Source organism: Actinoplanes sichuanensis (assembly GCF_033097365.1).
Taxonomy (GTDB): Bacteria; Actinomycetota; Actinomycetes; order Mycobacteriales; family Micromonosporaceae; genus Actinoplanes; species Actinoplanes sichuanensis.
This window is the reverse complement of sequence record NZ_AP028461.1, coordinates 6,500,947-6,525,324: the sequence shown is the minus strand read 5'-3', so window position 1 is coordinate 6,525,324 and position 24,378 is coordinate 6,500,947. Positions and strand designations below refer to the sequence as shown.

General features: G+C 70.1%; 20 protein-coding genes. 6 read left to right on the top strand and 14 right to left on the bottom strand.

Features of this window, described 5'->3' with window-relative positions; all coding sequences use genetic code 11:
- Positions 1-18 precede the first annotated feature (18 nt).
- From Q0Z83_RS30215 to Q0Z83_RS30170, 10 genes are read right to left on the bottom strand one after another with little or no spacing between them, the layout of a single operon-like run.
- Complete coding sequence (locus tag Q0Z83_RS30215; RefSeq protein ID WP_317786630.1) at positions 19-2,790, bottom strand: 2Fe-2S iron-sulfur cluster-binding protein; 2,772 nt, start codon at positions 2,788-2,790, stop codon at positions 19-21.
- Complete coding sequence (locus tag Q0Z83_RS30210; RefSeq protein ID WP_317786629.1) at positions 2,787-3,029, bottom strand: sarcosine oxidase subunit delta; 243 nt, start codon at positions 3,027-3,029, stop codon at positions 2,787-2,789. Before Q0Z83_RS30210 ends, Q0Z83_RS30215 begins: the two co-directional genes overlap by 4 nt.
- A 19-nt stretch (positions 3,030-3,048) precedes the next feature.
- Positions 3,049-4,296, bottom strand: coding sequence for a sarcosine oxidase subunit beta family protein (locus Q0Z83_RS30205; RefSeq protein WP_317786628.1), 1,248 nt, complete (start codon positions 4,294-4,296; stop codon positions 3,049-3,051).
- Positions 4,281-5,243: an ABC transporter substrate-binding protein gene (locus Q0Z83_RS30200; RefSeq protein ID WP_317786627.1), complete on the bottom strand. Its 963-nt coding sequence runs from the start codon at positions 5,241-5,243 to the stop codon at positions 4,281-4,283. The genes Q0Z83_RS30205 and Q0Z83_RS30200 overlap by 16 nt, the downstream gene beginning before the upstream one ends.
- Positions 5,240-7,204, bottom strand: coding sequence for an ABC transporter permease subunit (locus Q0Z83_RS30195; RefSeq protein ID WP_317786626.1), 1,965 nt, complete (start codon positions 7,202-7,204; stop codon positions 5,240-5,242). Before Q0Z83_RS30195 ends, Q0Z83_RS30200 begins: the two co-directional genes overlap by 4 nt.
- The gene (locus Q0Z83_RS30190) at positions 7,204-8,241 is read right to left on the bottom strand and encodes a quaternary amine ABC transporter ATP-binding protein (RefSeq protein ID WP_317786625.1); all 1,038 of its coding nucleotides are present in this window, start codon (positions 8,239-8,241) and stop codon (positions 7,204-7,206) included. Before Q0Z83_RS30190 ends, Q0Z83_RS30195 begins: the two co-directional genes overlap by 1 nt.
- Positions 8,242-8,256: 15 nt before the next feature.
- Entirely contained in the window at positions 8,257-9,684 is a 1,428-nt protein-coding gene (locus tag Q0Z83_RS30185) for an aldehyde dehydrogenase family protein (protein WP_317786624.1), read from the bottom strand.
- On the bottom strand, positions 9,681-11,339 hold the full coding sequence (betA, locus tag Q0Z83_RS30180; RefSeq protein WP_317786623.1) for a choline dehydrogenase: 1,659 nt from the start codon (positions 11,337-11,339) through the stop codon (positions 9,681-9,683). Before betA ends, Q0Z83_RS30185 begins: the two co-directional genes overlap by 4 nt.
- Complete coding sequence (locus Q0Z83_RS30175; protein WP_317786622.1) at positions 11,336-11,677, bottom strand: bifunctional 3-phenylpropionate/cinnamic acid dioxygenase ferredoxin subunit; 342 nt, start codon at positions 11,675-11,677, stop codon at positions 11,336-11,338. Before Q0Z83_RS30175 ends, betA begins: the two co-directional genes overlap by 4 nt.
- Entirely contained in the window at positions 11,677-12,765 is a 1,089-nt protein-coding gene (locus tag Q0Z83_RS30170) for an NAD(P)/FAD-dependent oxidoreductase (protein ID WP_317786621.1), read from the bottom strand. The genes Q0Z83_RS30175 and Q0Z83_RS30170 overlap by 1 nt, the downstream gene beginning before the upstream one ends.
- A 146-nt stretch (positions 12,766-12,911) precedes the next feature.
- On the opposite strand from Q0Z83_RS30170, the gene Q0Z83_RS30165 reads away from it, so the two are divergent.
- From Q0Z83_RS30165 to Q0Z83_RS30155, 3 genes are all read left to right on the top strand, one after another.
- Positions 12,912-13,688 carry an IclR family transcriptional regulator gene (locus Q0Z83_RS30165; protein ID WP_317786620.1) on the top strand — a complete coding sequence of 259 codons (777 nt, stop codon included), beginning with the start codon at positions 12,912-12,914 and terminating at the stop codon, positions 13,686-13,688.
- A 120-nt stretch (positions 13,689-13,808) separates the two neighbouring features.
- Positions 13,809-16,211, top strand: a complete 2,403-nt coding sequence (locus Q0Z83_RS30160; RefSeq protein WP_317786619.1) for a GcvT family protein — start codon at positions 13,809-13,811, stop codon at positions 16,209-16,211.
- 10 nt (positions 16,212-16,221) lie between these two features.
- Complete coding sequence (locus Q0Z83_RS30155) at positions 16,222-17,328, top strand: aromatic ring-hydroxylating oxygenase subunit alpha (protein ID WP_317786618.1); 1,107 nt, start codon at positions 16,222-16,224, stop codon at positions 17,326-17,328.
- 166 nt (positions 17,329-17,494) lie between these two features.
- Here the strand turns inward: Q0Z83_RS30155 and Q0Z83_RS30150 are convergent, their stop codons facing one another.
- The 4 genes from Q0Z83_RS30150 to Q0Z83_RS30135 all read right to left on the bottom strand — a co-directional run bounded on the left by Q0Z83_RS30150 (position 17,495) and on the right by Q0Z83_RS30135 (position 21,329).
- Complete coding sequence (locus Q0Z83_RS30150; protein ID WP_317786617.1) at positions 17,495-19,018, bottom strand: multicopper oxidase family protein; 1,524 nt, start codon at positions 19,016-19,018, stop codon at positions 17,495-17,497.
- A 72-nt stretch (positions 19,019-19,090) separates the two neighbouring features.
- Positions 19,091-19,492, bottom strand: a complete 402-nt coding sequence (locus Q0Z83_RS30145; protein WP_317786616.1) for a hypothetical protein — start codon at positions 19,490-19,492, stop codon at positions 19,091-19,093.
- Complete coding sequence (locus Q0Z83_RS30140; protein WP_317786615.1) at positions 19,492-21,030, bottom strand: hypothetical protein; 1,539 nt, start codon at positions 21,028-21,030, stop codon at positions 19,492-19,494. The genes Q0Z83_RS30145 and Q0Z83_RS30140 overlap by 1 nt, the downstream gene beginning before the upstream one ends.
- Positions 21,027-21,329 carry a hypothetical protein gene (locus tag Q0Z83_RS30135; protein ID WP_317786614.1) on the bottom strand — a complete coding sequence of 101 codons (303 nt, stop codon included), beginning with the start codon at positions 21,327-21,329 and terminating at the stop codon, positions 21,027-21,029. Before Q0Z83_RS30135 ends, Q0Z83_RS30140 begins: the two co-directional genes overlap by 4 nt.
- Before the next feature lie 92 nt (positions 21,330-21,421).
- On the opposite strand from Q0Z83_RS30135, the gene Q0Z83_RS30130 reads away from it, so the two are divergent.
- From Q0Z83_RS30130 to Q0Z83_RS30120, 3 genes are read left to right on the top strand one after another with little or no spacing between them, the layout of a single operon-like run.
- The gene (locus Q0Z83_RS30130) at positions 21,422-22,423 is read left to right on the top strand and encodes a tripartite tricarboxylate transporter substrate-binding protein (protein WP_317786613.1); all 1,002 of its coding nucleotides are present in this window, start codon (positions 21,422-21,424) and stop codon (positions 22,421-22,423) included.
- A complete protein-coding gene (locus tag Q0Z83_RS30125) occupies positions 22,424-22,867 on the top strand; it encodes a tripartite tricarboxylate transporter TctB family protein (RefSeq protein ID WP_317786612.1) in 444 nt (147 codons plus the stop codon).
- Positions 22,867-24,372, top strand: a complete 1,506-nt coding sequence (locus tag Q0Z83_RS30120) for a tripartite tricarboxylate transporter permease (protein ID WP_317786611.1) — start codon at positions 22,867-22,869, stop codon at positions 24,370-24,372. Before Q0Z83_RS30125 ends, Q0Z83_RS30120 begins: the two co-directional genes overlap by 1 nt.
- The last annotated feature ends 6 nt before the right edge of the window (positions 24,373-24,378 follow it).

Sequence of the window (24,378 nt, the reverse complement as noted above, 5' to 3'; positions counted from 1 at the left end):
GACTTTCGGAAGTTCCGGTCAGCCGTCACGGCGCGTTCCTTCCGGGTCGTAGAGCACGGAACCGGTGACGGTCACCGGCGCCAGGCCGTCGTCGAGCGTGGCCCAGACCGTCTGTCCGATCAGGTCACGGCCACCGCGGAGCAGGGCGAGAGCGAAGGTACGGCCCAGAGCCGCGCTGTGGTACGAGGAGGTGACGTGCCCGAGGACCCGCTCGGCCCGGTCGGTGACCAGATGAGCGCCCTCCGGCAGCAGCCCGCCACCGTCCGGGATCAGCCCGACCAGCTGTTTGCGGTCGGGGCGCGCGGTGTCCGTACGGCTGAAGGATCGTTTGCCGATGAAGTCGGCCTTCTTCTTCGAGACCGCCCAGCCCAGCCCCAGGTCGTGCGGGGTGACCGTGCCGTCGGTGTCCTGGCCGATGATCGGGTAGCCCTTCTCGGCCCGCAGCACGTGCATGGTCTCCGTGCCGTAGGGCGTGATGTCGTGCGCCGCACCCGCGGCGAGCAGCGCCTGCCACAGCGCGAGCGCGTCCCACCAGCTGACGTTGATCTCGTAGGCCAACTCGCCGGAGAAACTGATCCGGCAGACCCGGGCGGAGATCCCGGCTACCTCGGTGTCCCGCCAGGTCATGAACCCGAAGCCGGCCCGGCTGACGTCCAGATCGGGCGCGACGGCGGCGAGGACCGTGCGGGACTTCGGGCCGACCAGCGCGACGGTCGCCCACTGCTCGGTCACCGACGTGCAACGCACCCGCAGCTCGGGCCACTCGGTCTGCAGCCACTCCTCCATCCAGTCGAGCACCGCGGCGGCGTTGCCGGTGGTCGTGGTGACCAGGAACCGCTCGTCGGTGAGACGGATGACCGTCCCGTCGTCGAAGACCATCCCGTCCGGCTTGCACATCACGCCGTAGCGGATCGCGCCGGGCTTCAGCGTGCTGATCAGGTTGGTGTAGAGCCGGTCCAGGAACTCGCCCGCGTCCGGCCCCTGCACGTCGATCTTGCCGAGGGTGGAGGCGTCCATCATGGCCACACCGTCCCGGGCCGCGTAACACTCGCGCAGCACGGCGCTGAACATGTCCTCGCCGTCGCGGGGGTAGTACCAGGGCCGCTTCCACTGGCCGACGTTCTCGAACAGCGCGCCGTTCGACTCGTGCCAGCCGTGCAGCGCGGTCACCCGCACCGGGTCGAACAGCATGCCCCGGTCGCGGCCGGCCAGCGCGGCGAAACTCACCGGCGCGTACGGCGGCCGGAACGTCGTGGTGCCCAGCGCGCCGACCTCCACACCGAGCAGTTCGGCGACGACCCCGCTGGTCAGCGTGCCGCCGGTCTTGCCCTGGTCGTGCGCGGTGCCGGCCGTGGTGTAGCGCTTCACGTGCTCGGCCGAGCGCATCCCGGTGCCGGTCGCGCGGGCCAGATCGGCGACCGTCACGTCCCGCTGCAGATCGGCGAACTGCGTCGCCGGGTCACCGCCGGGCAGCGTCCAGACCGCGAGCGGCGGCGTTCCGGTCGGGCCCGGAGCCGCCGGCAGCTCGATCCCGCGAGCGGCGAAACCGGCGGCCTCCGCGGCGCGCTCACCCATCGCGGCGCCTTCGGCGAGACAAAGCCCGATATCGTACGATCCACCCGCGGCCCCGGCCACGAAGAGGTTCTGACGGCAGTCCTCGGTGGGACGGAAGGCACCCAGTTCCGGGTCGTAGGCGAGCCGCCCCCCGGCCTGGCTGAACAGCGCACCCACCGGGTTCCAGCCGCCGGACACCAGCAGCAGGTCGGCGTCCACCTCGCGCTCGCTTCCGTCCGGCGACCGCAACGTCACCGCCGCCACCCGTTGCTCGCCGTGCACCCGGGCCACCGCCCAGCCGGGCAGTGCCCCGTCGAGTCGCGCTTCGGGCCGCAGGTCGGCGATCGCCGCGATCTCCACCCCCGCGGCGGCCAGATCACGGGCCGCCGGGTAGGCGCTGTCGTTGGTGGTCAGCACGACGGCCCGGCGGCCGGGCAGCACGCCGTACCGGTTCACGTAGGTCCGGGCGGCGCCGGCCAGCATCACGCCGGGCCGGTCGTTGTCGGCGAACGCCAACGACCGCTCGTGCGCGCCGGTCGCCAGCACGACCTGCTTCGCCCGGATCCGCCAGACCCGCTCCCGGGACAGATGCCTCGGCGCGAGCGCCCCGAGGTGGTTGGTGCGCCGCTGGACCGCGATCACATGGTTGTCGTCGTAGTAGCCGAACGCCGTGGTCCGGGTCAGCACCCGGGTCTCGTCCGCGGCCGCCAGGTCCGCGGCCACCGCGTCCACCCAGTCCAGGTGTTCGCCGGTGCCCAGCAGACTGCCACCGAGGCGCGGCTGGTCGTCGAGCAGGATCACCCGGGCGCCGGACGACGCGGCGGTCGCGGCGGCCGCCAGACCGGCCGGCCCGGCGCCGATCACCAGCACGTCGCAGTGCGCGTGGGTCGAGTCGTAACGGGCCGGGTCGGGATCACCGGCGAGCCGCCCGTGCCCGCGTAGTGACCGGGCCACCAGACCGCCGTACAGCTCGATCGTGGTGGCGGTCAGCATCGGCTCCGGGAACGGCTCCTCGATCTGCACGATCGCGTTCGGTTCCTCGATCCCGGCCGAGAAGATCCCGCGCGGCCGGCCGAGCCGCAGGCTGTCGGCGACCCGCAGCACCCCGTTCGCCAGCAGCGCCGACGCCAGGGTGTCGCCCTGGAACCCCGGATACTCCCGGCCGTCGAACCGGAAGCTCAGCGGCGTCTCCCGGTCGACCAACCCGCCCTGCGCCAGACGGAACTGCTGCGTCATGACAGCACCTCGTTCGTGACCGTGTCGCGGACCAGACTGAACCAGCGGCGGCACCCGGCGCTGTGGCTCCACCGCTCCCGGAACGGGCCCTTCGGGTTGTCCCGGAAGAACAGGTACTTCGCCCACTCCTCGTCGGACAGGGCCGCCGGGTCGGCCGGATAGGCGACACCGGCCTGTCCGCCGTAGTGGAACTCGGACTCGTCGCGGGGCCCGCACCAGGGGCAGGGGATGAGCATCATGGCGTTTCCTAAACAGAACTCAGTGGGCGACCGCGGCGGCGCCGTGCTCGTCGACGAGAGCGCCGGTGACGAAGCGCTCGAGGCTGAACGGGGCGTTCAGCGGGTGGGGCTCGCCGTGTGCCACGGTGTGCGCGTAACACCAGCCCACACCGGGGGTCGCCTTGAACCCGCCGGTGCCCCACCCGCAGTTCAGGTAGAGGTTCTCCACCGGTGCGAGGCCGACGATCGGGGACGCGTCCGGGGTGACGTCGACGATGCCGCCCCAGGTCCGTAGCACGTGCGCCCGCGCGAACACCGGGAACAGTTCCAGCGCCGCGGACATCTGCCGCTCGATGATGTGGAACGCGCCGCGCTGGCCGTACCCGTTCCACGTGTCGATGCCGGCGCCCATCACCAGCTCGCCCTTGTGCGCCTGGCTGACGTAGACGTGCACGGCGTTCGACATCACCACCGTCGGGTGCACCGGCTCCAGCAGTTCGGAGACGAGCGCCTGCAGCGGATGGCTCTGCAGCGGCAGGTCGATCCCGGCGCCGGCGGCCACCACCGAGGTGTGCCCGGCCGCGCTCAGCGCCACCTTCCCGGCGCCGATGGTGCCCAGGTCGGTGTGCACGCCGGTGACCCGCCCGTTGCTGATCTGCAGTCCCTGCACCTCGCAGTGCTGGATCAGATCCACCCCGAGCGCGTCCGCCGCGCGGGCGTAACCCCACGCCACGTAGTCGTGCTTGGCGATGCCCGCGCGCGGCTGGTAGGTCGCACCGTGCACCGGGTAGCGCACGTCCGGGGAGATGTTGACGATCGGGCAGACTTCTCGCACCTGCGCCGGGGTGAGCCACTCGGCGTCCACCCCGTTGAGCCGGTTGGCGTGCACCCGCCGCACGCTGTCCCGCACGTCCTGCAGGCTGTGCGCCAGGTTGAGCACACCCCGCTGGCTGAACAGGATCGGGTAGTCGAGTTCCTGCTCCAGGCTCTCCCACAGCTTCAGGGAGTGCTCGTAGATGCCGGCGCTCTCGTCCCACAGGTAGTTGGACCGGATGATCGTGGTGTTGCGGGCCATGTTGCCGCCGGCCAGCCAGCCGCGCTCCAGCACCGCCACGTTGGTGATGCCGTGGTTCTTCGCCAGGTAGTAGGCGGTGGCCAGGCCGTGCCCGCCGCCTCCTACGACGATGACGTCGTAGGAGGCTTTGGGCTCCGGGTTGCGCCACAACCGGTCGGGGTGCTCCGGCAGGTCGCCGCCCGGGGCGGGGCGGGTCCCTACTGGGCCAGCCACGCCTTCACCTTGTCCGGGTTGGCCTCGACCCACTTCTTGGCGGCGTCATCGGCGGACAGCTTGTCCTCGGAGATGTACTTGGCGACCAGGTTCTGGTCGTCGTTGGTCCAGGTGAACTTCTTGACCAGCTGGTAGGCCGGGCCGCCGGCGTCGGCGAACTTCTTGCTGACGATCTTGTCGAGCACGTACTCCGGGTAGTCGCAGGCGACCTTCGCGGCGTCCGCGTCACAGCCGGTCTCGTACTTCGGCAGGTTGATCTTGACCAGCTTCAGCTCGGACAGGAACCACTGCGGCTCGTAGAAGTAGCCGATCAGCGGCGTCTTCTTGGCCTCGGACTGGCGGAACGCGGTGATCAGGGCCGCCTCGCTGCCGGCGTACACCACCTTGTAGTTCAGCTTCAGGTTCTTCACCAGAGCCTCGTCGTTGGTGACGAACGACGGGTCACCGTCGAGCAGCTGACCCTTGTCACCGGACTCGGAGGTCTTGAACTGCGCCGCGTACTTGTTCAGGTTGTTCCAGTCGGTGATGTCCGGGTACTGGGCGGCCATCCACGGCGCGACGTACCAGCCGATGACGCCCTTGTTCCCGGTCTCGCCGGCCGCGACCGCGGTCTTCTGCTCGTCGATGTACTTCTTCTTGAGGTCGTCGTGGCCCCAGTTCTCCACGATCGCGTCCACCTCGCCGGTGCCGAAGCCCTGCCAGGCGATCTCCTCCTTGAGGTCCTTCTTGGTGACCTTGCAGCCCAGGTTCTTCTCGGCGACGTACGCGATGACGGCGGCGTTCGCCTCGTACCCGACCCACGGGTTGACCGCCAGGTTGAAGGTGCCGCACGCCGCCGCTCCGGAGGAGGCGCCGGCCGCCGGGGTATCACCGATCTTCTCGCCACCGCAGGCGGTGAGCGCCAGCGCCGTGAGCGTCGCGGTCGCCGTGAGGCGCAATAGCTTCATGGTTGGTTACTACCTTTCGAGGGGGAAGAGGCTCGGGCGATCCGGTCGAGCATGATCCCGAGCACCACGATGGCGGCGCCGGCCGCGAGGCCCTTGCCGTAGAGCTGTCCCTGGGAGAAACCGGCGACCACGTCGTACCCGAGCGCACCGGCTCCGACCAGGCCGCCGACCACGACCATGGACAGGACATAGATGAGGCCCTGGTTCGCCGCGAGGGTGAGCGACGGCCGGGCCATGGGGAGTTGCACCTTGGTGATCATCTGCCAGGTGCTGGACCCGGCGGCGGTCGCGGCCTCGGCCGTGGTGGCCGGGATGCCGCGCACCCCGTCCGCGACGATCTTGATGGCGACCGGCGCGGCGAACACCACCGCGGCCACGATCGCGGTGAACCGGGTGGCCGAGAACAGCGCCAGGAACGGCACCAGGTAGACGAACGCCGGCATGGTCTGGCCGGCGTCCAGGACCGGGCGGATGACCCGGTCGGCGAGCCGGTTGCGGCCCATCCAGACCCCCACGACCACGCCCAGGATCATCACCATCGCGGTGGCGACGATCGTCATGGCGAGGGTGGTCATGCTGTCCTGCCACAGCCCGGTGCCGATCAGCACGGCCACGCACACCGCCGTGACGATCACCGCCCGCAGGTTGCCGAGCAGCGCGGCCAGCAGCACGGCGACCGCCCCGACCAGCCACCACGGCGACTCGACGAGCAGGGCTTCGAGCGGGTTGAGCAGGGCGTACGTGATCGCGTTCTTGATCGCCTCGGTGGTCGTGGACAGGTCCTCCTGCGCCCAGAGAGCCACCGAGTCGGCGCCCTTGGAGAGGGTACTGCCGATCGCGAAGTCGTCCGGGAACTCGGCTGCCCAGAAGTAGGTGTGCGACAGGTAGGCGCACACCGCCGCGACCACGCCGAACACAACCAGCAGCGGCTTGCGGAACCGCTGCACCCGGCCGGTCGTCCGGACCCGGTTCCCGGCCGCGGTGGTGACCCGGTCGAGCACCACGGCCATCACCACGATCGCCAGGCCGGCGTTGAACGCGGTGCCCACGTCGAGGGTCTGCAGCGCCTTCACCACGGTCTTGCCCAGGCCCGGGGCGTCGATCAGGGCGGCGATGGTGACCATCGACAGTGCCGCCATGATGGTCTGGTTGACACCCAGGATGATGGTGCGCTTGGCGAGCGGCAGCAGTACCCCGGTGAGTTTCTGCCGACCGGTGGCGCCGAGCGACTCGGTCGCCTCGACCGCCGAGCGCGGCACCGAGCGGATGCCGTGCGCGGTCAGCCGGATCGCCGGTGGCACCGCGTAGATCAGCGTGGCGATCGTCGCCGACGCCGGCCCGATCAGGAAGAACAGGGTGAGCGGGGCCAGGTAGACGAAGGTCGGCATGGTCTGCATGAAGTCCAGCGCCGGTGTCACCAGGCGGTGGAAGCGGTCCGACAGCCCGGCCCAGATCCCCAGCGGGATGCCGATGAGCAACGAGATCAGCACCGCGCCCAGGGTGAGGGCGAGCGTGTCCATGCTCTCCTCCCACAGGCCCTGCAACCCGAAGAAGACGAAACCGGCGGCGGCCAGCAGGGCCGGTTTCCACCCGGCGAAGACCCAGGAGAGGTACGCGACGACGGCCACCACCCCGAGCCAGCCGAGCACCGGTACCGGCCGCCCGTAGGACGGCTGGGCGATCAGGTCCTGCAGGAGCGTGACCAGGCTGTCGACGGCGGCCCGGATCTCGTTGAAGAAGTACAGGAAGATCGGGCTGCTGTTCCGGTTCGCGCCGACCGTGTCGTTCACGTCGTTGAGCCAGTGGTGCAGGGGGGTCAGGTCGGCCGGGGAGAGGCCGAGGGTGTGCAGGCCCCGGGTCGGCAGCCAGATCAGCACCCAGGCCAGCAGGACCCCGGCCACCAGCACCGGTTTGCCGGGCCGCCGCCAGGTCCGCTGCAGGGGAACGGTCGTGGCGGCCATCAGGCGACGGCTTCCACGTCGGTCACGACGGTGAGGATCTCCTCGGCGGTGACGACCCCGAGCAGCGTCCCGTCCTTGACCACCTTGACCGGCCGGTCGGCGGCCAGCACGGTCCGGACCGCGTCCCGCACCACCACGTCGGGGCCCAGCTCAGGGCCGTCCAGCACGTCGTCCGGGCGGGGCTGCCGCATCACCCAGCGCAGGGTCAGCACCGACGCGCGCGGCACGTCCCGGACGAAGTCGCGCACGTAGTCGTCGGCCGGGGCGCCGACCAGCTCGTCCCCGGTGCCGCACTGGACCTGCCGGCCGTCCCGCATGATCAGGATCCGGTCGCCGAGCCGCAGCGCCTCGGACAGGTCGTGGGTGATGAAGACCATCGTCTTGCCGACCTCGCGGTGCAGGCGGATGACCTCGTTCTGCATGTCCCGCCGGATCAGCGGGTCGAGCGCGGAGAACGGCTCGTCGAAGTAGAGGACGTCCGGGTCGACGGCCAGCGCCCGGGCCAGGCCGACCCGCTGCTGCATGCCGCCGGAGAGCTGGTCGGGGAAGCTGTGCTCGTAGCCCTCCAGGCCGACCAGGTCGATCACCTCGCGGGCCCGGCGCAGCCGCTCGGCCTTCGACGTGCCACGGATCTCCAGGCCGTACGCCACGTTGTCGATGACCTGCCGGTACGGCAGCAGCCCGAAATTCTGGAACACCATCGAGAACTTGTGCCGGCGCAGATCGCGCAGCCGCCGCCGACCGGCGCCGAGGATGTCCTCACCCTCGAACACCACCTGCCCGGCGGTCGGCTCGACCAGTCGGGTGAGACAGCGGACCAGGGTGGACTTGCCGGACCCGGACAGGCCCATCACCACGAAGACCTCGCCCGGCGCGACGTCGAACGACACCTCCCGGACCGCGGCCGTGCAGCCGGTCTTCTCGATCAGCTCACGCCGGGACAGCGCCTTCAGCTCTTCCGAGCGGGGCACCTGCTCCGCCTTGTGCCCGAACACCTTCCACAGGTCCCGGACCGAGATGACGGTCTCGGTGGTCATCGAAAACTCCAAAAGTTAGGGGCGGAACCAGTGCTGCGGCTGCGGGTCGATGTTCTGCCAGACGTGCTTGGTCTCGCGGTACTCGTCGAGCCCGGACGGGCCCAGCTCACGGCCGATGCCGGACTGTTTGAAGCCGCCCCACTCGGCCTGCGGGACGTACGGGTGGTAGTCGTTGATCCAGACGGTGCCGTGCCGCAGCCGCTGCGCGACCCGCTGCGCCTTACCGGCGTCACCGGTCCACACCGCCCCGGCCAGCCCGAAGTCGGTGTCGTTGGCGATCCGGACCGCCTCGTCCTCGTCGGTGAACGTCTCCACGGTCAGCACCGGCCCGAACGACTCGTCGCGGACCACGGTCATCCCGGACCGGCAGCCGTCCAGGACCGTCGGCAGGTAGTAGAAGCCGTTCGCCAGGGCCGGGTCGTCCGGCCGCCGCCCGCCGCAGCGCAGTACCGCACCCTCGGCGAGACCGGCGGCCACGTACTCCTCGACCTTGGCCAGGTGCTGCGCCGAGATCAGCGGTCCGGTCTCGGCTTCCGCGTCGAACGGTCCGCCCAGCCGGATCCGCCGTGCCCGCTCGACCACCGCGTCCACGAACGCGTCGTGGATCGACTCCTCCACGACCAGCCGCGCGCCGGCCGAGCAGACCTGCCCGGAGTGCAGGAACACCGCGGTCAGCGCGAAGTCGACGGCGGTGTCGAAGTCGGCGTCGGCGAAGATCACGTTCGGGTTCTTGCCGCCCAGTTCGAGGGCCACCCGCTTGACCGTGGCGGCGGCCGACGCCATCAGGATCCGCCCGGTCCGCAGGCTGCCGGTGAACGACACCAGGTCCACGTCCGGGTGCTCGGCCAGCGGCGCGCCCGCCTCCGGCCCGGTGCCGAGCACCAGGTTGGCCACCCCGTCCGGCAGCCCGGCCTCGGCCAGCAGCCGGAGCAGGTGGATCGCCGTGGACGGGGTCAGCTCGCTCGGCTTGAGGACGAACGTGTTGCCCGCGGCCAGCGCCGGGGCGACCTTCCACGACGTCTGCAACAGCGGATAGTTCCACGGGGTGATCAGCCCGCACACGCCGATCGGCTCGTGGGTGATCCGGCTGATCGCGTCGGTCCGGCCGGTCTCGATCACCCGGCCGGCGTCGGTGGCGGCGATGCCCGCGTAGTAGCGGAACGCCTTGGCCACGTCCTGCATGTCGTACTCGGCCTCGACCAGGCGTTTACCGGTGTCCAGGGCCTCGGCGCGGGCCAGCTCGGCGGCGTCCCGGTCGATCAGGTCGGCCACCCGGAACAGCAGCGTGCCCCGCTCGATCGCCGGGATCCGCGGCCAGGGGCCCTCGTCGAACGCCTTCCGGGCGGTGGCGATCGCCGCGACCGTGTCGTCGCGCGACCCGTCGGTCACCGTGGTGACCAGGCTGCCGTCGGCCGGGCAGCGGATCTCCCGTTTCCCGGTCATCGGTCGCTGCCCTGCCGGAAGAACGGCACCTCGACCGGCGCGAGCGGGGTGTTGCCGAGGATCAGGTCGGCGGCCTTCTCGGCGACCATCATCACCGGGGCGTAGATGTTGCCGTTGGTCACGTACGGCATCACCGAGGCGTCGACGACCCGGAGCCCGTCGACACCGTGCACCCGCATGCTGCCCGGGTCGACCACCGACATCTCGTCCACGCCCATCCGGGCCGTGCACGACGGGTGCAGCGCGGTCTCACCCTCGCGGCGCACCCAGTCGAGGATCTCCTCGTCGGTCTGTACCGACGCACCCGGTGACGTCTCGCCGCCGTTGAACTCGTCGAGCGCGGCCTGGTTGAGGATGGTGCGGGCCACCCGGACCGCCTCCACCCACTCCCGGCGGTCCTGATCGGTGGAGAGGTAGTTGAAGCGCAGCGCCGGGTGCTCCCGCGGATCCCGGCTCCTGATCTTCACGCTGCCCCGGGCGTCGGAGTACATCGGGCCGACGTGCACCTGGTAGCCGTGCCCGCCGGCCGGGGACGACCCGTCGTAGCGGACCGCGATCGGCAGGAAGTGGAACATCAGGTTCGGGTACGCGACGTCGTCGTTGCTGCGGACGAAGCCGCCCGCCTCGAAGTGGTTGGTGGCGGCCGGGCCGCTGCGCAGGAAGAGCCACTGCGCGCCGATCCACGGCCGGTGCCGCCACTTCAGGTACGGCTGCATCGACACCGGCTGCGTCGACGCGTACTGGATGTACACCTCCAGGTGGTCCTGCAGGTTCTCGCCGACACCCGGCAGGTGGTGCACCGGGGTGATGCCCAGGGCGGACAGTTCCGCGCTGTCGCCGATGCCGGACAGCTGGAGCAGCTGCGGGGTGTTGATCGCGCCGCCGCAGAGGATGACCTCGCTCGCGTAGACGCGGTGCGGCGCGCCACCCCGCCTGGTGGTGTACTCGACGCCGGTCGCCCGGTTCCCGTCGAAAAGGACGCGGGAGACGTGTGCTCTGGTCCGTACCGTCAGATTGGGCCGTTTCATCGCCGGGTGCAGGTAGGCGCCCGCCGCGGAGAGACGCCGGCCCCGCCGGATGTTGCGATCGAAGAGGGCGAAGCCCTCCTGACGCTCTCCGTTGACGTCCGTGGTGGGCGGATAACCGGCCTGCTCACTGGCCTTGAGCATGGCCTGGAACAGCGGATTCGTGCCCGGCCCACGTTCCAGCACGAGCGGCCCGTCGTGCCCCCGGTACGGATCGTCCGGGTCGGCGGCCAGGCAGTTCTCCATCCGGTTGAAGTACGGCAGGCAGTGCGCGTAGTCCCAGTCGGACATGCCCGGATCGGCGGCCCAACGCTCGTAGTCGAGCGGGTTCCCGCGCTGGAAGATCATCCCGTTGATGCTGCTGGAACCGCCGAGCACCTTGCCGCGGGCGTGGTAGATCCGCCTGTCGTTCATGTGCGGCTCGGGTTCGGACTCGTACTTCCAGTCGTAGAAGCGGCTGCCGATCGGGAAGGTCAGCGCGGCCGGCATGTGGATGAACACGTCCCACGGGTAGTCGGGACGGCCCGCCTCCAGCACCAGCACCTTGTTCAGCGGGTCGGCGGAGAGCCGGGCGGCGAGCGCGGAACCGGCCGAACCGCCGCCGACGATCACGAAGTCGTACTTGGTCATGGCTTGGCTCCGGGTGGCAGGTTCGGTGCTTCCGTCGAGAGTTCGACGTGGACGACCCCGTCGGTCACCGCGACCCGGTGGGTACGGACCGGGAGTTTCGCCGGCGGCGCGTCGACCCGGCCGGTGCGCAGGTCGAACTTCGAGGCGTGCAGCGGACACTCCACCTCGCAGCCCTCCAGCCAGCCGTCGGCCAGCGAGGCGTCCTGATGGGTGCAGGTGTCGTCGATCGCGAACACCTCACCGTCCTCGGTGTGGAAGATCGCCACCGCGGGTTCGGTCGCCCACCGGTACGCCTCACCCGGTGGTATCTCGCTGAGCGGGCAGACGGGTTGCAGCATCAGGCCTCCTGAGGAGCGGAGCGCAACTGACGGCGCCACCGGGTGAACAATTTCGGCTGATCGAGGCCCAGCACGGCGGACGGCTGCCCGTCGCGTTCGTACACGGCGAGGAAACTGCGCTGCTCCGGGTCGCCCTCGACGATCCGGACCGTGTCACCCGGCGCGCGGTGCCCGGCGAACTGGATCATCACGCCGTACTGGTCGGACCAGAAGTAGGGGGCCTTGGCAGCGGGTGGTTCGGTGCCGAGCAGGGTCGCCACCACGGCCGCCGGGTTCTCCAGGGCGAAGGTCCAGTGCTGCGAGCCGGTGACGTCGCCGGTCGCCACCACACCCGGCACACTCGTCGCGGCGGCCAGACCGCCCGCGCCGGCCAGCCATTCCACGTTGGGGATCGCGCCGATCCCGGCCACCACCAGGTCGGCCGGCAGCCGGGTGCCGTCCGCCAGCTCGACCGCCTCGATCTGATCGGTTCCGGTCAGGCCGCTCACCGGGAGGCCGGTCAGCAGCCGGACGCCGTGGTCGCCGTGCAGCCGGGCCACCACCTCGCCCATCTCGGTGCCGAGCGATCCGGACAGGGGAGTGGGCAGCGACTCGACGACCGTCACGTCCCAGCCCAGCTTCCGGGCGCTGGACGCCACCTCGGCCCCGATGAAGCCGGCACCGATCACCACCAGGCGCCCGCTCTGCTTGAGGGCGTCACGCAGGACGATCGCGTCGTCCAGAGTACGTAGCGTGTGGACTCCGATGTGGTCGATCGGTCGCGCCCGGGCGCCTGTCGCGATCACCACGCCGTCGGCCCGGAGCACCTCGCCGGAGTCCAGGTGAACGGCCCTGTTGTGCGGATCGAAACCGGTCGCGGTGACACCGAGGCGCCAGTCCGCGCCGAGGTCCTCGTCGTCCGGGGAGAGCGCCAGGTCGGCGGCCGTGACCGCGCCGGTCAAGAAGTCCTTGGAGAGCGGCGGGCGATCGTACGGTCGATGACGCTCCGCGCCGACGACGACGATCTCGCCGGTGAAGGACTGTCGGCGCAGCGCACGGACGGCTGCGAGACCGGCCAGGGACGCCCCGACAATCGCGACTTTCTCCACGCAAACGACCGCCCGTCGTTGTGCAAAACGAAACAGCTCGTGAGATCCGCAACAGACTGCCCGGGACCTTGATCGATAGTCAAGAGTGCGACACCGAGCCGTCACGTCTTGCAACTTTCCGGAAACTGAGGCCTTATTGTTGCGCCATGAGCAACGAACGCGAGTCTGGTCCGGCGCTCGTCCAGTCCGTCGACCGGGCATTGAATATCCTCGAAATCTTGGCACGACGCCGCGCGGCGGGTGTCACCGAGATCGGCAAAGAGCTCGGCGTGCACAAATCCACCGCGTTCCGGCTGCTCGCGGCCCTGGAGGCGCGCGGCTTCGTGGAGCAGGCCCAGGACCGTGGCACGTACCGCCTCGGCCTCGGTGTGGTCCGGTTGGCCGGTGCGGTCACCGCGCAGCTCGACCTGAGCCGGCAGGGCCACGACGCGTGCGACCGGCTCGCCGCCGACCTCGGCGAGACGGTCAACATCGCGATCCTCGACAGCAACCGTGCCGTCAACATCACCCAGAGCCGCGGCGCCGCCTCGGTCACCAGCCACAACTGGGTCGGCCGGCAGACCCCGCTGCACGCCACCTCCAGCGGGAAGATCCTGCTCGCGCACGCCCCGTCCGAGGTGCGGGCCGCGGTCTTCGCCGAGCCGCCGGAGCGGTTCACCGACGCCACCGTCACCACCGAGGCCGAGCTGACCGCCGAGTTGGCCCGGGCCCGCGAGCTGGGCTGGGCCTTCACCGCCGAGGAGTACGAGGTGGGCCTCAACGCGGTGGCCGCGCCGATCCGGGGCGCCGACGGCGCGGTGATCGCGGCGATCAGCGTCTCCGGCCCGGCGTACCGGCTGGATCCGGACACCTTCCCGGCCGTGGCCAAGCGGGTGATCGCCGCGGCCGACGAGGTGAGCGCCCGGATGGGCTGGGTCGCGTAAGACAACGCAGGTTTAACAGTCGATGCCTTGACTCCGGTCCCGCCGTTCGTCGAAGCTGTTGCGTATTCCAAGCGGTGTTGCGCTCTGTGAAACGCAGGCTTTGTGAACACTAGGACTGCCATGAACCCTCGTGTTGTCATCATCGGCGCCGGAGTCGTCGGCAGCGCCCTCGCCGACGAGCTCACCGAACGCGGCTGGGCCGACGTCACCGTGGTCGACCAGGGCCCGCTCTTCACCCCCGGCGGCTCCAGCTCGCACGCCCCCGGCCTGGTCTTCCAGACGAACCCGTCGAAGACCATGACCGAGCTGGCCGCGTACACCGTGCGGAAACTCAGCGGGCTCACCCTCGACGGCCAGTGGTGTTTCCGGCCGGTCGGCGGTCTCGAGGTCGCCACCACCGAGGCCCGCTGGCACGACCTCAAACGCAGACACGGCCTGGCCACGTCCTGGGGCGTCGAGGGTGCACTGCTCAGCCCTGCGGAATGCGCGGCCCTGCACCCTCTCATCGACCCGGCGAAGATCCTCGGCGGCTTCCACGTCCCCACCGACGGGCTGGCCAAGGCGGTCCGCGCGGTCGAGGCGCAGGCCCGGCGGGCGATGGAACGCGGCGCCCGCTTCCTCGGCGAGCACACCGTCACCGGCGTCGGTCGCCAGGACGGCCGGGTGACCGGTGTCGAAACCGATCGGGGCTTCCTCCCGGCCGAGGTGGTGGTCTGCGCGGCCGGATTCTGGGGCCCGAGGATCGGCGAGATGGTCGGCCTCACCATCCCCCTGCTGCCGCTGGCCCATCAGTACGCCAAGACCGGCCCCGTCCCCACCATGGCCGGCGTGAACGACCTGGTCCTGGAGGCGAGCAGGCCCATCCTGCGCCACCAGGACCAGGATCTCTACTACCGGGAACACGGCGACCGGATCGGCATCGGCTACTACGGGCACCGCCCCATGCCCGCCGATCTCGGCGCCCTGGGCACGGAGATGCCCAGCGTCCTCGACTTCACCCCGGACGACTTCGAGCCGGCCTGGCGGGAGAGCGTCGACCTGCTGCCCGACCTGGCCGGGACGTCGGTCGAGGAGGGGATCAACGGCATCTTCTCGTTCACCGCCGACGGGTTCCCGCTCATCGGCGAACACCGCGAGCTCGCCGGATTCTGGGTCGCCGAAGCCGTCTGGGTCACCCACTCGGCAGGTGTCGCCCGCTCCCTCGCCGAATGGCTCGTCGACGGCCGGCCCGGCATCGACCTGCACGAAGCCGACCTGCACCGGTTCGAGCAGGTGCAGTTGGCGCCGGACTACGTCGAGGAGCGGGCGAAGCAGAACTTCATCGAGGTGTACGACATAGTGCACCCGTTGCAGCCGATGGAACGTCCGCGTCCGCTGCGTACCAGCCCGTTCCATCCGCGGCAGGTCGCCCTGGGCGCCGTGTTCCTGGAAGGCGCCGGGTGGGAGCGGCCCTACTGGTACACCGCCAACGCCCCCTCCGAAGTGCCGGCGCGGGACGAGTGGTCGGGCCGGTACTGGTCACCGATCGCCGCCACCGAAGCGCGGATCACCCGGGAGCGGGTGGCGATGTACGACATGACACCACTCAAGCGGCTCGAGGTGTCCGGTCCGGGGGCCCTCGAATTCCTCCAGTACCTGACGACCAACAACCTCGACAAGACGGTCGGCTCGGTCACGTACACCCTGATGCTCGATTTCGCCGGCGGGATCCGCAGTGACCTGACCGTGGCGCGTCTCGGCCCGCAGGTCTTCCAGGTCGGGGCGAACGGGCCGCTCGACGAGGACTGGATGCGGCAGCACGCGCCGGACAGCGTGCAGATCCGCGACATCACCGGCGGGACCTGCTGTATCGGGCTGTGGGGGCCGCTCGCCCGGCACGTGCTCCAGCCGCTCACCCGGACTGATTTCTCCAACGACGCACTCAAATACTTCCGGTCGCAGAAGGCCTTCATCGGCGAGGTCCCGGTGACCGCGATGCGGCTGTCCTACGTCGGTGAGCTCGGCTGGGAGATCTATACCAGCGCTGACCTGGGGCTCCGGTTGTGGGACACGCTGTGGGAGGCCGGTCTTCCGCACGGGATCGTCGCCGCCGGGCGCAGCGCCTTCAACAGCCTGCGACTCGAGAAGGGCTATCGGGCCTGGGGCACCGACATGACCACCGAGCACGATCCGGTCTCAGCGGGCCTGGAGTTCGCGGTCCGGATGGACAAGGGCGACTTCATCGGGCGTGCCGCCCTCGGCTCTTCGGAGAACGGCCGCCGTCTGACCTGTCTCACGCTGGACGATCCGGCCGCCGTCGTGCTCGGTAAGGAACCCGTCTTCGCCGGTGGCGCGCCGGTCGGCTACGTCACCAGCGCGTCCTACGGATACTCCATCGGCCGCACCGTCGCGTACGCATGGCTGCCCGTCGGTTTGTCAGTGCCGGGCACCCCGGTCGCCGTCGAGTACTTCGGCGAGCGGATCCCGGCGACCGTGGCGGCCGAGCCGCTGTTCGACCCGAAGATGGAACGCATCCGCCGATAGAGGTGCCGCCGTGACCGCCAGTCTCATCCCCACTCTCCCCGGCCACTACTACACCGACCCGACGATCTTCTCGCTCGAACAGTCGCGGATCTTCGAGCAGATGTGGTTCTGCGCGGCCCGCGCCGCCGACCTGCCGAAACCGGGCAGCTTCAAGTCGGTGGAGATCGGGCGAGAGAGCGTCTTGATCGTCCGCGGGCGCGACGGCTCGCTGCGCGCGTTCCTCAACATCTGCCGGCACCGTGGCGCGAAACTGTGCACCGAGGAGAGCGGTGAGGTCAAACGGGCCTTCCAGTGCCCCTACCACGCGTGGACGTACGGCCTCGACGGCAAGCTCATCGCCGCCCCCAACCTGACCAGGATGCCGGACATCGACCGTGTCGAGTACGGGCTGGTGAACGTGCATCTGCGGGAATGGATCGGATACGTGTGGGTGTGCCTCGCCGACGAGCCGCCGTCGTTCGAGGACGACGTGATGGGCGCGGTCACCGAACGGCTCGGGACGCTGTCGGCGATCGACTCGTACGAGATCGACACCCTTCAGGTCGGGCGGCGCATCACCTACGACGTCAAAGCGAACTGGAAACTGATCGTCGAGAACTTCATGGAGTGCTACCACTGCGCGACCATCCACCCGGAGCTGGTGGAGGTGCTGCCGGAGTTCGCCGACGGGTATGCCGCCCAGTACTACGTGGGGCACGGCGCCGAGTTCGGCACCGGCATCCAGGGTTTCACCGTCGACGGGTCGGAGGGGTTCGAGAAACTGCCCGGCGTCACCGACGACCAGGACCGGCGCTATTACGCCATCACCATCAAGCCGCAGGTCTTCGTCAACCTGGTGCCCGACCACATCATCCTGCACCGGATGTACCCGGTCGCCGCCGACCGCACGATCGTCGAATGCGACTGGCTCTACTCCAACGAGGTGGTCGCCTCCGGCCGTGACGTGTCCCGCTCGGTGGAGCTGTTCCACCGGGTCAACGTCCAGGACTTCGACGCGTGCGAGCGCTGCCAGCCGGCGATGAGCTCCCGCGCCTACGCCCGGGGCGGAGTCCTGGTCCCCTCCGAACACCACATCGGCGCCTTCCACGACTGGGTGACCACCCGCCTCAGCGTCTGATTCGGGGCCTGTCCGTCAGCGTTCGTTCGGGTAGTCGGGGTCGCCGGGGAACTGTGTCGGCCGGCTGCCGCCGCGCCTCCAGATCGCCGGGGTCGTCGGTGATGACGGTCCGTAGCTCGTTGATCCGGGTGATCTCACTGCGCAGCACGGCGGCAGCCTTACCCGGTCAGGACATGACCATCAGGGCGAGCATCATGCCGTCGTCCTCGTGGATGACGTTGTGGCAGTGCAGCATGTACATGTACTCGTTGTCGGCGTAGTCGGTGAACTGCATCTTGATCACCACGCTGGTGCCGGGGGCCACCTCGATGGTGTCCCGCCAGGCCGTGTTCGCGCCGGTCGGGGCGGCGCCCGCCACCGAGACGATCTGGAACGGCACGTCGTGCAGGTGGAAGTTGTGGTAGATGTTCGTGCTGCTGTTGGTGATCGTCCACTGTTCGATGGCGCCGAGTGTGGTCATCACCGCGTTGGCGTCCATGATGTCCATCGTGGTGCCGGCGATTCCGTTGATCAGCATGCTGGCGCCGCTGTTGCTCAGCGTGAACGTCCGGGTGGTGGCGTCCGTCGCGTCGAGGTCGGTGATCGTGTTGAGGGTCGTCGGCAGGTCGTCGGCGGCGGATGTGGCGGTGCTGCTGACCGACAGCATCGACGCCGTGTAACGCGTGCCGTTCGTGGTGTTGCGGACGGTGGCCTGCAGTTTCACGGCGTCGTCGGCGGCGGTCAGGTCGAGCACGATCTCGGCGCGTTCGCCGGGGCTGATCCGCAGGCTGGTGATCGAGAGCGGTTCGAGGAGCAGCCCGGCGTCGCTGGCGACCTGGGTGAAGCTCGCGCTGTCGGAGCGGGCGACGGTGATGCTGTCGGTGAGTGAGGCGTTCAGCAGGCGCAACCGGACCCGGCCGTAGGCGACCTCCAGCGTCGGTGTCTCGTCGGTCGCGCTCATCCCGTTGACCAGGAACTTCAGCGTGGAGGCGGAGGCGGTGAAGTTGTTGTTGGCGGTGGCGAACGCACCCGCGCTGGTGACCGCGGTGGACTGCATGATGATCGGGATGTCGTCGGCGCCGTAATCGTGGGGCAGGGCCGCGTTGGCGTCCGAGCCGTCGTCGATGATCATCAAGCCGGCCAGGCCGAGGGCCACCTGGTCGGCGGTGGTGCCCAGCCCGTGCGGGTGGTACCAGAGTGTGCACGCCTCGCCCTGGTTGATGGTGGTCGCCGGGGACCAGGTGGCCCCGTCCTCGATGGTGTTCTGCGGGCCGCCGTCGTTGGACGGGGCGATGTGCAGCCCGTGCCAGTGGACGGTGGTCTCCTCGCCGAGGTTGTTGGTGATGTCGAACCGGACCGACTGGCCGTCGGTGAGCTGGATGGTCGGGCCGAGGAAGGTTCCGTTGTATCCGGCCGTGCTGATCGTCTTGCCGCTGACCAGGGTGGTGTTGGTGCCGGTCTGTGCGTCGAGCGCGAAGACCGAGACGCCGTCCTCGTCGGTGGCGGTCAGCAGATCGGGGATGGGCAGGGTGCCGCCGGCGGCGGTGGCGAGGGTGACGGCCTCGGTCGCCTCGACGGAGGTGGCGGTCTCCTCGGCGAAGGAGGTGCCGGTGCCGATCCGGGCGAGGGCCGCGACGGCGCCGATCCCGAACGCTCCGGCGAGAACGTGCCGTCGGCTGATCCGGCTCGGGCTGCGGTGGGTGTGTGTCATGGACCGAGAGGTTCAATGTGGATCATGGTAGGACCCTGAGGAATTCCTGGGCAGAACGTGTGTAGCTGAGAGTTAGCTGAACGCGACGGTGCCTCGCCGGGCCTCGACCAGCATGGCCACCCCGTCGAGCCAGCGAGCAAGCCGGACATCCGCCTCCCAAGCCCCGGACGGGACGGCGGGCCCGGGCGGCGAAACAAGACCGGGCGGCGAGGCGGGCCCGGGAGGAAGGTTCGCGAAGGCGAGCAGCCATGGCCGTACCAGATGGGGATGGTCGGGGATCGGCTCTTGAAGTCGCGCCGCGAAGACGGCGCCGCCGCGGCGGACGATCTCGGCCAGGAAGGTCAGCGACCGTGGTGAAACGCCGAGCCGCCCGGCCTGAACGGCCGCGGGCACGAGCGCGTCGGCGAACCGCCCGTCGGCCAGCAGCGCCGCCACATCGGAACGCGCGGCCTCCTCGTCGGTGCGGATCCGCATCAGCCCACCCCGTCCGGAAGGCGTACCGAGGTCGGCGTCCGCGGCAGGCCCGGGTCACCGTTGCTGATGTCACCGTCGGTGAAGGCGTCTTCGGAAACCCAGTACGTGTAGCCCCAGGGGTTGTAGATCTGCAGCTCACCGCCCTGATGCCCGATGATCATCAGCTGGTGGGCGGTGCCGTCCGAGCGGGTGGTCACCGGCACCGGATGACCGTCGTCGACGGCCGCCTCGATCCGCGGCAGCATGCCGGCCCGGCCGTCGGCACTGTCCATGTCCGCATTGGCGTAGACCACCCCGGTCCGCGTGCCGATCTGTTCGTCGGCGATCGCCGCGGACTGCCCGGACGTCATCCCGTCCGTTCCGGCGATCTTCTGCACCAGGTCCCGCCCGTCGTCGTAGATCCGCAGCTGCTCGGCCCGCCACCGCTCGCGGAAGGCGGCCGGGCTGTCGTACGCCGGATCGCCGGGGCGCCCACCCGTGGTCAACTGCAGCGCGTAGATCGGGTCGACGGCGGCCCGCGCGGCCACGGTCGACGCGGCCACGCAGGTCGGAAGCTGTTCCTGCGACCAGCCGGGCCCGGCCGCCGGCCCCGGCCCGGAGTCCATGTCGAACGGTCCGAGCCGCGCCGCCAGCCACGGTCCGTCGTCACCGTGTCCGGCGATCAGGCCGTTGAACTCGGCGACCTCCTCGACCGGATATCCGGCGGCCAGCGCTTTCATCAGATGGGCGCGCTGCTCCGGCGAGACCGCCGACCGCAGCAGATCGATCATGGCGCGCCGGTCGGCTGCCTCCAGCCGGTCGAGAGCCGCGGCCGCCCGCTCGGCCTGGGAGGGCGTCAGCACACCGGGGTCGGCCGACCGCCAGTCACTGCCGGCCTCGGTCAGCACCACCTCGTCCAGCGCGCTCAGCGGCGAGCCGGCCATCCGCCGGGCGCGCGCCTGGGCGGCTCGATCCCGCAGGTGGGAGGCGAGATCACGGCCGGCTTCGGTGATCGCGTGATGCCCGGTCACCCGGTCGTTGATCGATCGCATCGCACGTTCGTGCAGGACGGCCATCAGTCCGGCGTCGTAGTCGGACGGGTCCGGCAGACGATTCAGCGCGGTCATCCGCGCGGCGTGCGCCGCGACATCGTTCAGGTCCTCGGTCGCGGCCAGGTCGGTGTTTCCCCAACGTTCGATCATCATGCGGTACGCGTCGACGCGCGCCGGAAGATCACCGAGGGTGTCCAGCAGCCCGTGCACCGCGGAGAACAGCGCCTCGACGGCTTCGGCCGCCTCGACCTGGGTGTCCCCGGCCCAGCCGGCGGCGACGCCACGGTCCCGCAGGTCACCGACGACCTCCCCGGCGAGGGCGGTGATCCGGCGTACCTCGGTGAGGTTGCGGGCGATGTCGTCGAGGGTGCCCGGGTCGCCGCCGAAACCCGGCACCCGCGCCCCGGCCCGGCAGCCGGCGGTCAGTTCGTCGGTGCCCCACAGCCCGTACGCCGCCCGGATGTTGCCCTGCTCGTGCCGCAACGCCCGCAGATCCTCGTCGGTCACCGCGGCCCGCCGCCCCACCGGTGTGCGGCCCGATCGTCGGACTGCCGGTAGTCGGCCGCGGTGCGGTCCAGGGCGTCGGCCAGTTCGCGTGCGGCCTGTTCGAGCAGGCGCAGCTCCTGCTCGACCGCGGCGGCGAGCGCCCGGTACGGGATCGCGGTGGTGTACCTGTCGAACGCGGCCTCCACGCCGTACCGCTGGTCGGGTAGCCGTACCCGGTCGGCCGCCTGCCGGAGACCCTCGGCGGCGTCGTCCCGTAAGGCCCGCGCCGCGTCCCGCAATTCGTCCGCATCGACCCGCACGGCACGGATCGTAACGCCTGGCGACCTGCTTGATATACGTTCGTCAATGGATATCGACATCGAGGGGGAGTCACCGACAGAGAGGCCAGGACATGCGACTCGGCACCGTGCCCAGGATGATCGCCGCCTTCACCGTCGTCTCGCTCGTCGCCGCGTGCTCGGGCGACGGCGGAACCGACAGCGGCGGCGGGTACCCGGACCAGAACATCACCATCGTCGTCCCGTTCAGCGCGGGCGGGCCGACCGACACCGTCACCCGGATGATCGCCGACCCGATGGCGAAGGCCCTCGGCGGCCGGATCGTCGTCCAGAACGTCGAGGGCGCCGGCGGAACCGTCGCCGCCGGTCAGGTCGCCGCCGCCCAGCCGGACGGCTACACCGTGCTCATGCACCACATCGGCATGTCCACCGCGCCCGCCCTCTACAAGGACCTCGGCTACCAGCCGCTCGCGGACTTCGCGACGATCGGGCTGGTCACCGAGGTGCCGATGACCGTGGTCGCGCGGCCCGACCTCCCACCCGCCACGTTCACCGACCTGACCGCGTACCTGAAGGCGAACGCCGGCACGGTCACCCTGGCCAACGCCGGGATCGGCGCCGCCTCGCACCTGTGTGGCCTGCTCTTCCAATCGGCGGTCGGGGTCAAGCTCCAGGAGGTGCCCTACCAGGGGACCGGACCGGCGCTGACCGACCTGGTCGGCGGGCAGGTCGACGTGATGTGCGATCAGACCACCAACACCACCGGACAGATCACCGCGGGCAAGGTCAAGGCGTACGCGGTCACCACCCCCGAGCGGGTGAAGAGCCTGCCCGACCTGCCCACCACGACCGAGGCCGGCATGCCACAACTTCAGGTCAGCGTCTGGCACGGCCTCTACGTTCCGGCCGGGACACCCGACGAGGTGGTACGGAAGCTGTCCGGCGCCCTGACCACGGCCCTGGCCGACCCGGCCGTGATCGACCAGATGGCCAAGCTCGGCACCGCCCCGGTGCCGGCCGCCGACGCCACCCCCGAGGCGCACCGCACCCACCTCGAGGAACAGATCGCCACCTGGGCCAAGGTCATCTCCGACGCCGGCGTCAAGGCCTCGTAGATGCGCCGCTCGTTCCCGGATCTGCTCGCCGGCGGGATCTTCGTCCTGATCGGCGGCCTGTTCGTGGTGGGGTCCCTCGGTTACGACCGGGGGACCCCACTGCGGATGGGGCCCGGCTACTTCCCGCTGCTGATCGGCGCGGTGGTGGTGGTACTCGGCCTGGCCATCGTGGTCAAAGGACTGATCGCCGCCGACGACATCACCTTCGGGCCGGTGCCGTGGCGGGCCGTGCTGCTGATCCTGTCGGCCGTGGTGTTCTTCGGCGTCTTCGTCAGGCGGCTCGGGTTCGTGCCGACCTCGATGGTGACCGCCATGCTCGCCACCCTGGCCGCCCGCCGGGTCCGGCCGCTCGCCGCGCTGGCCGTGTCGGCCGGGCTGACCGTGGCGGCCACCCTGATCTTCGTGGTCGGACTCCAGCTCCGTGTCCCGCTCTGGGGCTGGTGATGGACCTCCTCGACAACCTGGTCCTCGGTTTCTCCACCGCCTTCCTGCTGCAGAACGTCCTCTACTGTTTCGCCGGTGTGCTGCTCGGCACCGCGGTCGGCGTGCTGCCCGGCATCGGGCCGACCGCCACAGTGGCCATGCTGCTGCCCATCACCTTCGGATTCGAGCCGGTCACCGCGCTGATCATGCTGGCCGGCATCTACTACGGCGCCCAGTACGGCGGCTCCACCACGGCGATCCTGATCAACCTGCCCGGCGAGTCGTCGGCCGCGGTCACCGCGCTCGACGGCCACGAGATGGCGCGCCAGGGGCGGGCCGGACCGGCTCTGGCGGCCGCCGCGATCGGTTCCTTCTTCGCCGGTACGGTCGCCACCGTCGTGCTGGCGGTCGCCGCCCCGCCGCTGGCCGAGATCGCGCTCCGGTTCGGTCCGGCCGACTACTTCGCGCTCGTGCTGTTCGGCCTGATCGTGTCGATCGCGCTGGCCCGCGGCTCGGCGTTGAAGGCGCTCGCGATGATCGCCCTCGGCATCCTGCTCGGCACCGTCGGCCAGGACATCTACACCGGCACGCCGCGGTTCGTGCTCGGGCAGCGCGAACTCTACGGCGGCATCGACTTCGTGTCGGTCGCCGTCGGCATGTTCGGCATCGCCGAGATCCTGCGCAACCTGGAGAACGAACGCGACCGACCGGCCCTGCTCGGCGGCGTGACGAACCTCTGGCCGACCGGCGAGGACCGGCGGCGGATCGTCGGTCCGATCCTGCGTGGTACGGGACTCGGCGCGGCCCTCGGTGTGCTGCCCGGCGGCGGGCACGTGCTGGCCTCGTTCACCTCGTACGCGGTGGAGAAGCGGATCTCGAAGCGGCGCGCCGAGTTCGGGCGCGGTGCGATCGAGGGGGTGGCCGGTCCCGAGTCGGCGAACAACGCGGCCGCGCAGACGTCGTTCATCCCGCTGCTCACCCTCGGACTGCCCGCCCATCCGGTGATGGCGCTGATGGTCGGGGCGTTCATCGTGCACGGCATCACCCCCGGACCGAACGTCATCACCGAGGAACCGGCCCTGTTCTGGGGCCTGATCGCGTCGATGTGGATCGGGAACGTGCTGCTCGTCCTGCTCAACCTGCCGCTGATCGGGATCTGGGTGCGGATGCTGCGGATCCCGTACCGGGTGCTGTTCCCGATGATCGTGCTGTTCGCCGTGATCGGCACCTACTCACTGGCGTTCAACGCGTTCGACGTCTATGCGATCGCGTTCTTCGGAGTCCTCGGCTACGTGCTGATCAAGTGCGGCTGCGAGCCGGCACCGCTGCTGCTCGGCTTCGTGCTCGGGCCACTGCTGGAGGAGAACCTGCGGCGCGCGCTGATCATCTCCCGGGGTGACCCGTCGGTGTTCGTCACCCGGCCGATCTCGGCGGCCCTGCTGTTCCTCACCCTGTCTGCGCTGGTCGTGGCCGCGCTCCCGGCGATCCGGCGGCGGCGCGAGGAGGTGTTCACCGAGGGCGGGTGATCGTCG